Here is a 13,238-nt window from a genome sequence, read left to right as displayed (position 1 = left end):
CTGCATGAAATTTCATCCTACTTAATAGTTTGAATCAAAGGAGGTGTGTTTGAACATGGAGCCAACACGATCTTGTCGACTCATTCGTTCATCTCGCACATACCATGGCAAACAAGGCTTCGATTATGCGGAGGCCATATCCAAGGAAAGCGTTGACTCGCAAGGCATATGCATGCATCTGCTGACAATTCCCCCCGGCAAGCGAGCAAAAGCCCACTTGCATGAACAACATGAAACAGCCATCTATATGCTGAAAGGGAAATCGGCCATGTGGTACGGCGAGAAACTTGACCAGCATATGGAGGTAGAAGAAGGTGATTTTCTGTACATCCCTGCCGGTATGCCTCATATGCCCTATAACCCTAGCGAAAGCGAGCCCTGCACCGCCCTGCTGGCAAGAACGGATCCAAATGAACAGGAAAGCGTTCGTTTACTCCCTGAGCTTGAAACGATATGGCAGAAGCAGCGCACACCCGCCGATTAACCGTAAAACAGGCAGCTGTCCCAATGAAGGTGAGCTGCCTGATCTTCCTACTTATAGAGCATTAAGCTGTTTCTTCGCGTGCTCCAAGAATGCTGCGGCGTCATCCCATGACGGAAATCCCGCTTGGGCGATTTTGTCGCTCCCGCCGCCTTTGCCTTGGTAGGCAGCCAAATTCGCTTTGAAGAATGCGCCGCAGGATAACGATGCACTATTATTCGCTAATACAACTTTGTTCTCCCCAATGGTGGCAAGCAGCACAGGGCAATGGCTCTGGACCGCAAGCTTACCAGCGAGGTTTTGCAAATCTTTCAAGGACTTGTTTTCGAACACGCGGGCAATCAAGTTCCCTTCTCGTTGGGAGAGAAGCTCACCTGCTACATAGGTGTCGTTCTCTTCTTTTAACTGGACTAGTTCCGCTTGCAGCTGTTTCGTCTCGAATTCCCACTTCTCCAAACGATCGATAATTTCATCTTTCCCCGTGTTGAATTTGATGGATAATGCCCCCAAAATCTTCAGGCTATCAGTAAACTCCTGGAGCGCACGATATCCGCATTTAAAATAAATCCGCGTATTCCCCTTCTGCTTCTCCGCTTTCAGCAGCTTGATCATTCCGATTTCGCCTGTTGACGAAACATGTGTGCCTCCGCATGCGTTATATTCCACACCTTGAATTTCAACAATTCGGATGTTTTCCGTCACCTTGGGTTGTTTCACCAGCGGCAGCTTGGCCAATTCCTCTTCCGTAACGAAATAACTGGTGACTGTTCGGTTCTTATAGATCTGCTCATTCACTTCTTTCTCAATAGCCGCCAACTGTTCAGGTGAGAGTTCCGGCTGTTCCACATCAATGGTGGCATAATCCGCGCCCAAGTGAAAAGAGACGGTCATTGCCTGGTAGAGATCACGGCATACCGCTGATAACAAATGTTGGCCGCTATGCTGCTGCATATGATCAAACCTTCGCTGCCAATTCACCTCGCAGGACACAGTGCCCTCTCCAGGGAGACTCGCCACTTTATGCAGCACGTTCTCCTCTTCACTGATAACATCCAATACAGGCACGCCGTTGATATGCCCTTCATCGCAAGGCTGTCCGCCCCCATGTGGATAAAAGGCTGTCTCCTCCAAGAGGATATAAACCCCGTCTTCTCTCTCTATAACGCGGCTGATCGTTGTTTGCCATTCTCGGATATAGGCAGAATCGTAGTACAGCTTATTAGACATGTGAATCTTCCTTTCTTGTTTCGGCTAGATCAGGTTCCGGGAAGACATGGTGTTCCATGACAACATAATCTTTTCCGCCTTTTGTAAATTGCTTATCTGTTACGGCCAACCCGAATTTTTCATAAAAAGAGACCTTGTTGCTCCTGGCATTGCAATAAATGCGCTTCACACCTGCCTGCTTAGCTTCTGTAAGCATGTGGCGAAGCAGATGACTGCCGTAGCCTTTGCCTTGATCAGATACCTTGGTGGCAAATTTTCGAAATTGAGCTTCCTCTCCCTGGATAAATAGCGATACGACAGAAAGAAGCGCCTCCGCTTCAAAAAGTCCGTAGTGTACACCTTCATCGTCATCCGAAAGTTGAACATAAGCCAGCTCACGCTCCGGCCACATGACTTCATGCCGCAGCTGCCAGGCCTGCTCTTTTTGAATGCGTCTAATTTCCATTACATCATCTCCAAAGCCGAATTAACGCTTACTACGCTGGAAGGCAAACTTGTCAACGATCCATGCAGCAGCAATGCCTATCACATATCGAGCTAAATCAATTGCTAAAAATCCTCTGCCAAGGATCAGCGAGCCAACGACTGTGTTTCTAACCGCTACAATCCATTCCGCTTGGTATAGCTGACTGAATTCAATGCCAAAGCAGAAGATGACGCTCCATCCTGCTGCCCAAGCTAACGATCTTTTTGTACAAATAAACCGAAACCCGAAGTAAATCATGCTTGCCCAAAGGATGTCTCCAGCGTTTACAGCGATTATATCAGGAAGTACATTTGAGAACCTTCTTGAGCTTAACCCTAAGACGATCGTCACTACGATGGCTGCAGCATATTTTAGCATGATTTCCCCTTTCCTTCGAATATGAACTTAATTAAAGTGTAGAACTTTATCTACATGGGAAATCTACCTTGTGGGGATACAGCATAAAGCTCACAACTAGGTTAACTAAAGGAGATTACTTCATGACCGACATAAATGAAAAACAAAAGATTGTCTCAAGTGTTCCACAACACGGTTTCCTCGGTCACCCGAAAGGGTTATTCACACTCTTTTTCACAGAATTTTGGGAACGTTTTTCTTATTACGGCATGCGGGCAATTCTTGTTTTTTATATGTATTATGAAGTTTCCAAAGGCGGATTGGGCATTGCTGAAAATACCGCTCTTGCCATTATGTCGATTTACGGCTCACTTGTCTATATGTCCGGCATTATTGGCGGGTGGCTGTCTGATCGGATTTTTGGAAATTCAAAAGCTGTGCTATATGGCGGCATATTCATTATGCTAGGCCATATTGTATTAGCCATACCAGGAAGCGTCGCGTTATTTTTTGTTTCTATGGTGCTGATTGTGTTAGGGACAGGCATGCTAAAACCTAACGTATCCAGCATTGTAGGCGAAATCTATAGTGAAGAGGACGCCCGCCGCGATGCAGGATTCAGCATTTTCTACATGGGTATCAATCTCGGAGGCTTCATTGCCCCGTTAATCGTCGGTACGATAGGGATGAATGTTAATTTCCACTTGGGGTTCGGATTAGCGGCAATCGGCATGTTTCTTGGGTTAGCTGTGTTCCTGTTTACGAAGAAAAAAAGCTTGGGACTCGCAGGTACATTTGTCGTAAACCCGCTTTCGCCATCAGAAAAAACAAAGGTCATGACATGGATTGGGTTAGGTGCCGTAATCATCATCCTCTTACTTGTCATAACGATCCCTGCGGGGTACCTCACTTTTCAGACTTTTAGCGCCATCGTTGGCCTGCTGGGTATCCTGATTCCAACCATTTACTTCACCGTCATGTATAGAAGCCCTAAGACCACAAGCATCGAGCGCTCCAGAGTTCTCGCCTATATCCCGCTTTTTATTGCGTCTGTCATGTTCTGGGCCATTGAGGAGCAAGGATCAACGATTCTCGCCAATTACGCGGACCGGCGGACACAGCTTGATTTTGCAGGCATACATATTTCTCCAGCATGGTTCCAATCCTTGAATCCGTTATTTATTATCGTATTTGCGCCGATTTTTGCGTGGATTTGGGTTAAGCTCGGAGACCGGCAGCCGTCCATCCCCACCAAATTTTCATTAGGTTTGCTGCTGGCCGGCGTATCCTTTCTTGTCATCCTCCTGCCCGCTTATTTCGGCGGCAATGAATCGCTTGTTAATCCGTTATGGCTTGTACTCAGCTATTTCATTGTCGTGCTCGGAGAATTATGCTTGTCTCCAGTTGGGCTCTCGGCAACGACCAAGTTAGCGCCTGCGGCCTTTTTAGCACAGACCATGAGTTTGTGGTTCTTGTCAAATGCTGCAGCCCAAGCCATCAACGCGCAGATCGTGAAATTTTACTCACCCGAATCGGAAATGCTTTATTTCGGTGTTATCGGCGTGATAGCTTTGATCCTGAGTGTCATCCTCTTTCTGATGACTCCAAAAATTCAAGGCTTTATGAAAGGCGTCCGCTGAAAACAAAAGAACCTCCACTCCCACGTATTTAGTGGAATGTGGAGGCTTTTTTGCATAAACTAATTTATGGTTTCTAACCATGATCATGAACATTAACGCGCTTTTCTTTTTCTGCGATGAAAAACAAACCAAGCGATTCCAATGATGCCAGCAAGCAGCACGGCACTGAAAAAAAGAATGTAGCTCAAATGAAATAAACGAATGGGAATCCCTCCTGTTTAAATGATGGCTTGTTCAGGAAAGCCGTGCGACGCGATGGAAATCATGCGCCACGAGTCCTCACCGCTCACGAAATCGAATTCGTTATACGCAGAATCTTCGTGACGATCACAAGCATGCAGCGCGTACTCGTCGTTGCCGATCCGAAATGTTGCTGATTCCTCACAATACGAACATATTGCTGATTGACTCTTTTCTACTTTCAACCTTTTCACCCACCGTACAATCATGTCATTACTAACCAGAATGCCACTTTTTTAGCATTTCCATACCTCAGGCATGAAACTTGTCCCAGGCACATAAGATGAAGTAAAGAATAAAGCGTTTTCAAAAGGAGTTGATGTTCATGTTCGATCCGCGAGAATGGACTAAACAACTGAAATCGATCCATGGCATTGTTAGAATCATCTATGTCAACGAACATACCGGATTAGCCAAACTTCGTTGTACCTTCACCAAAGAGCAGCAGAAAGCACTGGAACGTGAGGACAAAAAACTATCTCATACGTAAATAGAGCCGTTTAAAAGGAACGCTGGATAGCGTTCCTTTTTTTGTGTGCTATAAACGAAAAGCTCTGACTAGGTGAGGCGAGCACCTTGATGTTTTGTGAATAACGCCGATTACTCCAGCTATTTCCCTCCTCTGAGCCATGTTTGGGCTATTTACATGGATTATTTCCATTTAATCAGAAGAGATTTAGGCTAATTCCGAAAGTGTGTGACGATTTAACAAGAGCTTCTCCAGTTATTGCGTTGCCCGGGACGGCACTGAGCAGATTAACGGTAGTTTTTCCTGCTGCTGCGGCTCCAGTAATGATCGCCCTATAAGCTATCCGCGGCACTTGCTTTCCCAGAAATTCAGACTAACTTCATCGTCCAAGAGGTCCCCACTACGCCGCAAAATACAAACCCGAGCTTCTCATACATGCGCACAGCGGCATGATTACTCGGATCAACACTTAAAGATAAAGATGGGAAGCCATCTTTCTGTGCTTGTTTGATCAACTCTTGCATCAGCTTAACGCCTACTCCCTGACCTCGATACGCAGGTAAAACAGCAATCCCTAACTCCGGAGTCTCATGATCAACAAATCCATATCCTCGATTGGATTCATCAAATAACCTGTACCAACCTGCGCCTACCGGCACATTGTCCATTAAAGCTAGTAAAGCCATATCCCCTTGTCTTCCCCAGCCCTCGTGATATTTCTTTAAATGAGGAGCATTCATCAATACCAGTTTAGGCGGCTTGTTCTCCAAAATGTGAATCGATTCATACTGCATATCCATCAAAAATTCGTAGTCGTTCTCGTCCATTTTTCTAAAAGACAGCATCCTATCCCCACATCCTCATACCCTAAATTCTACTCATCAACTGCTTTACTTTAGAATCCGAATCCGAACCAGGTGACGCCGTATACACGCTGCATCTTAAATCCGCTCGGCCCTGCACCTGCAATGTCGTCAAATCAAATAAAAGCTTCCCTGCCTTCGCATGACGAAACTCGATGAACACTTCCGGAGCGCTGCTCACATCGCTCTGATTCCAAAATGTCCGAAAATCCTGATTCTCTCCGCTAATGCGCTCAATAAACTCGCTATACCAATTATCACCCAGATATTGCCCATAATAGGAGCGGAACATCGCCAAAAAGCCCATCGCAAACTCACGCCAGTTCACAGCCAAAGCTCTTAATTCTTTCCTCGTAAAAAGCAGCCAAATCAGATTCCGCTCTTCCAACGGAACCAGTGCAAAATCCAGGAATACTGCCGCCGCCGCTTGATTCCAACCGACGATATTACATCTGCGATCCGAAATAATGGTGGGACAATCATGAAGCTCCTCCAAAATTCGATTCAAAGCAGGCGATATTGTCGGTGCCTGATCAACAATGGTTGTTGGCGCTGGCTGCTCAAGAGCCAGCATGAACAAATATTGGCGCTCATCTTGGTTGAGCTGTAAAGCAAAGGCGATTCGGTCCAGCACTTGCACCGACATTTTGATTTCTCTCCCCTGCTCTAACCAGGTATACCAGGTTGTGCTCACGCCAGCGATTGTCGCTACTTCTTCCCTGCGGAGGCCGGGCGTGCGTCTCCGGCTGCCGCCAAGAAGCCCCGCATCACTGGGTTTAAGCCTTGCCCGGTGAGTGGTTAAGAACGCAGAAAGAGCTTGCAGCCGTTCCTTCGTATTCACATCATTTTCCCCCTTCACATCTCATCATAGAAGTCATTATACCAGTATAAACGATAACTTGTAATAGGATAACAAATGTGACATGCTATTGATATCAGGTACTAAGAGCAAGTTATGAAAATACCAAGGAGGCGTTATCTATGAAGCGTGTAGTTGTGACAGGGATGGGCGTAATTACGCCAATTGGCAATCAAGTCGAACGTTTTTGGCAAAATCTCGTCAATGGAACATCAGGTATTTCTACAATCGATCACATGGATGTATCCGAATATAAAACCACTATCGCAGGGGTCGTGCGAGATTTCGATGCGGAAGCAGCCGTCGGTCGACGGGAAGTCCGCCGTATGGATCGCTATACACAATTTGCTATTGCCGCAGCCAAGCAAGCCATGGAGGATGCTAACCTTACTATTGATGCAACGAATGAGGAACGTGTCGGCGTCTATATTGGTTCTGGTATTGGAGGGATTCATACCATTCTGGACAATTACCGGACTCTGCTGTCCCGCGGACCAGGCCGCGTCAGCCCGACCGTCGTGCCGATGATGATCGCCAATATGGCAGCGGCGCAGGTCAGCATTTTGTTCGGCGCCAAAGGCCCTACCCTTGCGCCGGTAACAGCCTGCGCCACGGGCAACAATGCCATTGGCGAAGCCTTTAAGCTGATTCAGCGCGGAGGCGCAGACGCCGTCATTGCCGGAGGCGCCGAAGCGACGATCATAGATCTCGCGCTGGCGGGCTTCGGCAACGCGACAGCCTTGTCGACGCGAAACGATGCGCCGACGCAGGCGAGCCGCCCGTTCGATGCGCAGCGCGACGGCTTCGTCGCCGCCGAAGGCGCCGGCGTGCTCGTGCTAGAGTCGCTCGAGCATGCCGAGCGCCGCGGTGCCCGCATCCATGCCGAGATCGTCGGCTATGGCTCAACCTCGGACGCCTACCACATCGTGGCGACCGATCCTGAAGGCGCGGGTGCCTACCGGGCCATGCGCGATGCGCTGGCCGATGCCGGCCTGGCGCCCGAGGAGCTCGACACCATCAACGCGCACGCGACAAGCACGCCTGCTGGTGATTTGTCGGAGACGCGCGCCATCAAGCGGCTTCTTGGCAGCCGCGCGTACGACGTTCCTATCAGCGCGAACAAGTCCATGATTGGGCACATGCTTGGCGCAGCCGGTGGTGTAGAAGCTGTCGCGTTGATCAAAACCTTGCAGGACGGGATCATTCCTCCTACCATTAACTTGGAGAATCCAGATCCAGAGTGCGATCTCGATTATGTACCACTCGTAGCCAGAAAGGCGGAGCTCAATTACGGGTTATCCAGTTCCTTCGGGTTCGGCGGCCATAATGCCGTGCTGGTTTTCAAGAAAACGACTGCCTAACTGATCCAATAAAAAAACCTAATCCGTTCAGCCGCAGCTGCGTGGGTTAGGTTTTTTGCTTTTACTTTTTAAGCATCAGAAGACGGTCATCGCTCGCCGAAGGACTTCCTCTACCATCCGTGTTGTTAGTCAGCACATAAATATCCCCATTATGCAGCCTTACGTCACGCAGTCTCCCTTCACCCTCCAATACGGCAGCCATTTGCTTGGTGTCAGGGTTGAACCTGTATAACTTCTTCCCGACTAAAGTTGCGATCAGAATTTGTCCGTCTGCATCTATGTCAATCCCCGATGGTGCAATGGCGATATCTCCCGTTTGGTACAGCGGAGTTACCATCCCTTCCTTTTTCTCATTTCCGATTATAACCGGCCACCCGTAATTGTTGCCTTTTTCAATGAGATTGATTTCATCATGCCCGCCAGGATTTCCTGAAGGACCATGTTCAGAGCTAAACATGCGCCCCTGCTTGTCCCACGCAATCCCTTGTGAATTTCGGTGCCCATATGAATAAACATAAGACTTGGCAAATGGATTATCAGATGGGACTTTGCCATCCAATGTCATGCGCAATATTTTGCCCGCTGAGCTATTCAAGTCTTGTGCAAGCTTGTCTACTCCCGAGTCACCAGTTGTCATATACAACATATTATCAGGGCCGATCGCAAGTCTGCCCCCATTATGAATTTGACCGCCAGGAAGGCCTTCGAGGAGTGATTTGATTTCCTTCCATTCGCCATTTATCTCCTGCAGAACGATGACTCGATTGAAAATCTTGCCGCCTTCCTCATAGGTATGATAAGCATAGGCTTGGCGCGATTTTTGAAAATCAGGAGCCAGTTGAATCCCGAGAAACCCACCTTCTCCTTGTACCTTCAGGGGTTTGTTGAGCTTCACCTTTTGACGTGATACAGAGCCATTACTTATTTTGACAATACTTCCTTCACGCTCGCTCACATAGACGGTTTCCTCATCGAACTGAATCGACCACGGTGTTCGCAGCTTTTCAGCGAGGATCGTGTAGGCATTGCCTGCCTTTGTCTGGCTCTCTACCATTTTCGACTTCGTCGTTGAACTGAGTTTGTCCGAGCAAGCTGAGCTTAGCAAGATTACCGCCATCCCTACAATCCCTATTCCCACCGATCTAATCACACGCGCGCCCCCTTATTACCTAGTGAAAATAAACCTTTGACGAAAAAGATCATACTTATCAGCCAAAGCATCCCAATCATCGCGATCATGAGAGAATTATAAATAGAACTGGTAAAAGCTCTAGTTTCAAGCAACCGTATCCACCAAAGAGCACCAATAGAGAACAAGACCAGATGGATCAAAAACCACCCATACCCCATTCGCTTGAATTTCAGCATTAAGAAAAGGACGACAGCCATCACCGGCAGCATAACGATCAGGAAACCCGCTCTCAGGTACACGATGACTTCCTCTTCCATAAACATAACGCTCTTCCCTCCTCAATCTCTGAGAAATAATTCCAATTATATCGACATCGAGAAGAGATGTACAGTTTACATAATCCCCCTGCTGTTATGAAAATAGGGCTACCCAAAAGGCCTTTTCAGTCCTCTCGAGTAAGCCCTATCGCTTCTAATAGATCTTATCCAGCTGTATTATTTTTTCTGATTTTTTGTGAAGTCCCAACCGCCTGTCACCGTACTTGTCGTCTTACCATCAGGACCTACAACATTGTATTTAAATGTAATGGCTCCATACGTGAGCTCAATGCTCTCATGCGTATCGTATAGGCTAAAATTGCTGACGAGGACTTTTTCCAAATCAATAACGAGGCTAACTTGCCGTTCATTGCCCGTGTTTTTGACGAAAACAATTTGGCCCTTCTCAATCGCTTTCCCTGTCGTTGTATTTAAAAATAAGGGAATCGAGGCGGAATCAAAGTTTTTGTTGATCGATATCGGCTGAGCGGCAGCTTTGCCTGCGGCAGATCCGCTTCCGACAGACACCGTCGCCTTATTTGTCACTTCGAACGAGAAATCATTAATCTGAATCCACTTCTCATACCCTCTTGTGATCGAATCCCCGTTAATGCCATCCAGTTTCAAAAAAATGTCATAATCATCACTTGCAGCCGCTGCCGGAACTACGCTGAACGCGAGTACCAACACGCTTAGAATAAAGAAGATAAAAACCTGTTTACGGAACTTACTCAACCCCATCACTCCTCATCGGTTATGTTACAAAATGTAACCATCGACCTAATTATATAGGAGCAAGTGACTTTCTATTCCGCAAATCTTTGTCCACATAAGAAAAATGCCGCGGTGCCGCCTACCCTGCTTTACACCAATCCAAATTCCCTGCCTACCTTTTGCAAGGTGTTCAAAGCAAACGCTAAATCCTCTTTCGTATGCTGTGCCGTCACAATCAAGCGTACACGCCCTTTGTCCATGGCAACGGTCGGGTAAACGATCCCTTGTGCGAATACGCCTTCTTCCAGCAAGCGATCCGAGAAGCGCATCGTTTGTGCAGGATCTCCGATAATGATGGGGATAATCGGCGTTTCGCTTGCTCCTGTGTCGAATCCTAAACGCTGCAATTCACTGCGGAAACCATTGGCATTCTCCCATAGTTTGGTTACCAAATCTTCGCTCTCGCGCAGCACCTGAATCGCCGCCAAACAAGTCGCTGCTACCGCTGGCGTCTGCGAAGTGCTGAACAGGAACGGTCTTGCCGTATGAATCAAGTGTTCCTTCAACAATTGCGCACCGGCTACATACCCGCCAACAGCTCCAATCGCTTTGGACAGTGTCCCGATCTGAATGTGCACACGTCCATGAAGTCCAAAATGATCGGTTGAGCCTTTGCCGTTTTTCCCTAATACGCCGCTAGCATGGGCATCATCGACATACACAATGGCATCATAGGCTTCAGCCAATTGAACAATTTCAGGCAGCGGCGCGATATCGCCGTCCATACTAAATACGCCATCCGTTACCACAACACGCTTGCGATGCTTTTGCGTTTCTTTCAGTACGGCTTCAAGCTGATTCATATCTTTATGGGCGAAAATTTTACGGCTCGCCTTCGTCAAACGAATGCCATCAATGATACTCGCATGGTTCAACTCATCGCTGATGACCACGTCGTCTGCGCCAAGAATCGAAGACAATGCGCCTTGATTCGTTGTAAAACCCGATTGAAACACGAGCGCCGCTTCCGTGCCTTTAAATGCAGCCAGCTCAAGCTCAAGCTGTTCGTGAATATCCAGTGTCCCTGTAATGGTGCGCACGGAGCCGCTGCCGACACCGTATTTCTCAATGGCGGCAATCGCTGCTTGCTTCAATTTGGGATGATGGGTCAATCCCAAATAATTGTTGGAGGACATTTGGAGAATTTTGCGTCCGTTCAGATTCATCCAAGTATCCGAACCGCTTTCCCATACTTTTATCGTGCGGTAACGTCCATCACGCTTCCAGCCTTCAATATCTGCCGCCAAATCGTTTAAGTAATTCATCTTTGCCCTCCCAAGTCTTGTTTTAGTGAGTAAACACGATTTTTCCGCATTGCCCTTCATGCATCAAACGGAACGCTTCCTCGTATTGATCCAGCGTGAATCTGTGGGTAATAACGGATGCGAGATCAACCCGGTGTTGATTCAATAACCCTTTCATTTGATACCAGGTTTGGTACATTTTACGGCCCGTGATGCCTTCTACCTTGAGGCCTTTGAAAATAATTTGATTCGTTACGTCCAAACTTACTTCTTTCGTCGGAATTCCGAGCAAGGACACCCTGCCTGCATTGGCCGCAGCTTCAAACGCATCCGCAATCGCCACTGGGTTTCCGGACATTTCAAGCACAACCTCTACGCCCTCACCATCCGTCAATCTGCGCAGTTCTTCAGATGTACGCGCTTCCATCGCGTTTATCGTTACATCGGCCCCCATTTGCAAAGCCATCTTTAATCGATTTGGATTAATATCTACCGCATAAATCGCTCCTGCTCCGCAAGCTTTGGCAACTTTGATGGCAAGCAAGCCAATCGGTCCTACACCGATAATCGCCACTGTTTTACCCACGATGTCTCCGGACAAAACGGTTTGCACCGCATTCCCTAGCGGATCTTGCAAACAAGCGATTTCAAATGGCAGCTCAGGCGCATTATGAATAATATTACTTGCTTTCACAACCGCATATTCGGCAAAACATCCCGGCGCGGTAATCCCAAAGCTTTTCGTATTCGGACAAACATGCCCGTTTCCGGTTCGACAAGCCTTGCAGGTACCGCAAATCATATGCCCTTCCGCTGAAACATGATCTCCGATCTTAACGCCTCGTACGCGGTCCCCGATGTCAACGACGATGCCCGCAAACTCATGCCCGAAGACATTAGGTGTCAACACCGTTTTATCAGCCCAAGCATCCCAATTGTAAATGTGCAAATCCGTTCCGCAGATGGAAGTTGCCTTAATGTGAACGAGCACTTCATCGTCACCAATCGTGGGAACAGGAACTTCCTTCAGTGTAGCACCGGGACCTCGGTGTTCTTTAACCAACCCTATCATTGTTGCGCCCATCATTTTTCCTCCTAGGACAAATATGCAATATAATACACATACGTGCGTTTTACTGTCTATATATACCATAGTACACGAATGTATGTTATATTGTAAATAGGCGATTTTTACGGACACAAATTAAATAAAAGGAGTCACGTTGATGCAGGAACCGATACACAAAATGGTAGGCAGAAAGCTGCTGAACATAAGGAAAACAAGAGGTTTAAGCTTAGATCAAGTTGCCGAATTGACCGGTGTCAGCAAAGCTATGCTGGGGCAGATTGAGCGAGGAGATTCTAATCCAACGATTTCCGTTTTATGGAAAATTGTGAGCGGACTACAAATCTCTTTCACGAGCTTGATTGAGGATGACGAACCGAAGATTACGGTTGTTCGTTCCGAAGATCTTTCTTCCTTTGATGAGGAGGACGGCCAATATCGCGCCTATCCCCTTTTCCCTTTTCACCCGCAAAAAAGCTTTGAAATCTACACCGTCGAAATGGAGCAAGGCTGTACCCATGCTTCTGAGCCGCATAACGAGGGTGTCGAAGAGTACATTCTAATGGTCGAAGGCAAGCTGCAAATTTCAATCGCTCAGGAAAGCTACATTCTTCAACCTGGTGACGCGATCCATTTCACAGCAGATCGTCCGCACACGTATACGAATTTGTCTGATCGCAAAGCTGTATACAAGACGCTTATTTACTACCCGTCTTCTTAAAAAAACGCAAGCAGCCAGCCT

At 47.4% G+C, this 13,238-nt stretch carries 16 protein-coding genes; 5 read left to right on the top strand and 11 right to left on the bottom strand.

Annotated elements, in window-relative coordinates:
* Positions 1 to 55 precede the first annotated feature (55 nt).
* Positions 56 to 484 (top strand): cupin domain-containing protein, encoded by a 429-nt coding sequence (locus ACKTT9_RS17135; protein ID WP_407872504.1) that lies wholly within the window; start codon positions 56 to 58, stop codon positions 482 to 484.
* Between the two features lie 51 nt (positions 485 to 535).
* On the opposite strand, the gene ACKTT9_RS17130 is transcribed toward ACKTT9_RS17135, so the two are convergent.
* The 3 genes from ACKTT9_RS17130 to ACKTT9_RS17120 are packed head-to-tail and all read right to left on the bottom strand — an operon-like array spanning position 536 to position 2,552.
* On the bottom strand, positions 536 to 1,708 hold the full coding sequence (locus tag ACKTT9_RS17130; RefSeq protein ID WP_407872503.1) for an alanyl-tRNA editing protein: 1,173 nt from the start codon (positions 1,706 to 1,708) through the stop codon (positions 536 to 538).
* Complete coding sequence (locus ACKTT9_RS17125) at positions 1,701 to 2,153, bottom strand: GNAT family N-acetyltransferase (RefSeq protein WP_407872502.1); 453 nt, start codon at positions 2,151 to 2,153, stop codon at positions 1,701 to 1,703. Before ACKTT9_RS17125 ends, ACKTT9_RS17130 begins: the two co-directional genes overlap by 8 nt.
* 21 nt (positions 2,154 to 2,174) lie before the next feature.
* Positions 2,175 to 2,552 carry a DUF2809 domain-containing protein gene (locus tag ACKTT9_RS17120; protein WP_407872501.1) on the bottom strand — a complete coding sequence of 126 codons (378 nt, stop codon included), beginning with the start codon at positions 2,550 to 2,552 and terminating at the stop codon, positions 2,175 to 2,177.
* Between the two features lie 122 nt (positions 2,553 to 2,674).
* Here ACKTT9_RS17120 and ACKTT9_RS17115 point away from each other — a divergent pair, with 122 nt between their 5' ends.
* Positions 2,675 to 4,171, top strand: coding sequence for a peptide MFS transporter (locus tag ACKTT9_RS17115; RefSeq protein ID WP_407872500.1), 1,497 nt, complete (start codon positions 2,675 to 2,677; stop codon positions 4,169 to 4,171).
* Between the two features lie 218 nt (positions 4,172 to 4,389).
* Here ACKTT9_RS17115 and ACKTT9_RS17110 read toward each other — a convergent pair whose 3' ends face one another.
* The gene (locus tag ACKTT9_RS17110) at positions 4,390 to 4,596 is read right to left on the bottom strand and encodes a hypothetical protein (protein ID WP_407872499.1); all 207 of its coding nucleotides are present in this window, start codon (positions 4,594 to 4,596) and stop codon (positions 4,390 to 4,392) included.
* A gap of 140 nt (positions 4,597 to 4,736) precedes the next feature.
* Between ACKTT9_RS17110 and ACKTT9_RS17105 the strand changes: the two genes are divergently transcribed.
* The gene (locus ACKTT9_RS17105; protein ID WP_157326507.1) at positions 4,737 to 4,901 is read left to right on the top strand and encodes a hypothetical protein; all 165 of its coding nucleotides are present in this window, start codon (positions 4,737 to 4,739) and stop codon (positions 4,899 to 4,901) included.
* A gap of 347 nt (positions 4,902 to 5,248) precedes the next feature.
* Here ACKTT9_RS17105 and ACKTT9_RS17100 read toward each other — a convergent pair whose 3' ends face one another.
* Positions 5,249 to 5,725 carry an N-acetyltransferase family protein gene (locus ACKTT9_RS17100; protein ID WP_407872498.1) on the bottom strand — a complete coding sequence of 159 codons (477 nt, stop codon included), beginning with the start codon at positions 5,723 to 5,725 and terminating at the stop codon, positions 5,249 to 5,251.
* Positions 5,726 to 5,747: 22 nt separating this feature from the next.
* On the bottom strand, positions 5,748 to 6,584 hold the full coding sequence (locus ACKTT9_RS17095) for a helix-turn-helix transcriptional regulator (protein WP_407872497.1): 837 nt from the start codon (positions 6,582 to 6,584) through the stop codon (positions 5,748 to 5,750).
* Positions 6,585 to 6,724: 140 nt separating this feature from the next.
* Here ACKTT9_RS17095 and fabF point away from each other — a divergent pair, with 140 nt between their 5' ends.
* Positions 6,725 to 7,963, top strand: a complete 1,239-nt coding sequence (gene fabF / locus ACKTT9_RS17090; protein ID WP_407872496.1) for a beta-ketoacyl-ACP synthase II — start codon at positions 6,725 to 6,727, stop codon at positions 7,961 to 7,963.
* A 61-nt stretch (positions 7,964 to 8,024) separates the two neighbouring features.
* On the opposite strand, the gene ACKTT9_RS17085 is transcribed toward fabF, so the two are convergent.
* The 5 genes from ACKTT9_RS17085 to tdh form a co-directional block, all read right to left on the bottom strand.
* Positions 8,025 to 9,113 carry a PQQ-dependent sugar dehydrogenase gene (locus ACKTT9_RS17085; RefSeq protein ID WP_407872495.1) on the bottom strand — a complete coding sequence of 363 codons (1,089 nt, stop codon included), beginning with the start codon at positions 9,111 to 9,113 and terminating at the stop codon, positions 8,025 to 8,027.
* Positions 9,110 to 9,418: a hypothetical protein gene (locus ACKTT9_RS17080; RefSeq protein WP_407872494.1), complete on the bottom strand. Its 309-nt coding sequence runs from the start codon at positions 9,416 to 9,418 to the stop codon at positions 9,110 to 9,112. Before ACKTT9_RS17080 ends, ACKTT9_RS17085 begins: the two co-directional genes overlap by 4 nt.
* A gap of 171 nt (positions 9,419 to 9,589) precedes the next feature.
* Positions 9,590 to 10,147, bottom strand: a complete 558-nt coding sequence (locus ACKTT9_RS17075) for an Hcp family type VI secretion system effector (protein WP_407872493.1) — start codon at positions 10,145 to 10,147, stop codon at positions 9,590 to 9,592.
* 128 nt (positions 10,148 to 10,275) lie between these two features.
* On the bottom strand, positions 10,276 to 11,451 hold the full coding sequence (locus ACKTT9_RS17070) for a glycine C-acetyltransferase (RefSeq protein WP_407872492.1): 1,176 nt from the start codon (positions 11,449 to 11,451) through the stop codon (positions 10,276 to 10,278).
* 22 nt (positions 11,452 to 11,473) lie between these two features.
* Entirely contained in the window at positions 11,474 to 12,514 is a 1,041-nt protein-coding gene (tdh, locus tag ACKTT9_RS17065) for an L-threonine 3-dehydrogenase (protein WP_315949851.1), read from the bottom strand.
* A 142-nt stretch (positions 12,515 to 12,656) separates the two neighbouring features.
* Here tdh and ACKTT9_RS17060 point away from each other — a divergent pair, with 142 nt between their 5' ends.
* Positions 12,657 to 13,217 carry a helix-turn-helix domain-containing protein gene (locus tag ACKTT9_RS17060; RefSeq protein ID WP_127456006.1) on the top strand — a complete coding sequence of 187 codons (561 nt, stop codon included), beginning with the start codon at positions 12,657 to 12,659 and terminating at the stop codon, positions 13,215 to 13,217.
* The last annotated feature ends 21 nt before the right edge of the window (positions 13,218 to 13,238 follow it).

The organism is Paenibacillus sp. P36 (genome assembly GCF_045866505.1).
Taxonomy (GTDB): domain Bacteria; phylum Bacillota; class Bacilli; order Paenibacillales; family NBRC-103111; genus Paenibacillus_E; species Paenibacillus_E chondroitinus.
This window is presented reverse-complemented; position numbering and strand designations above follow the sequence as displayed.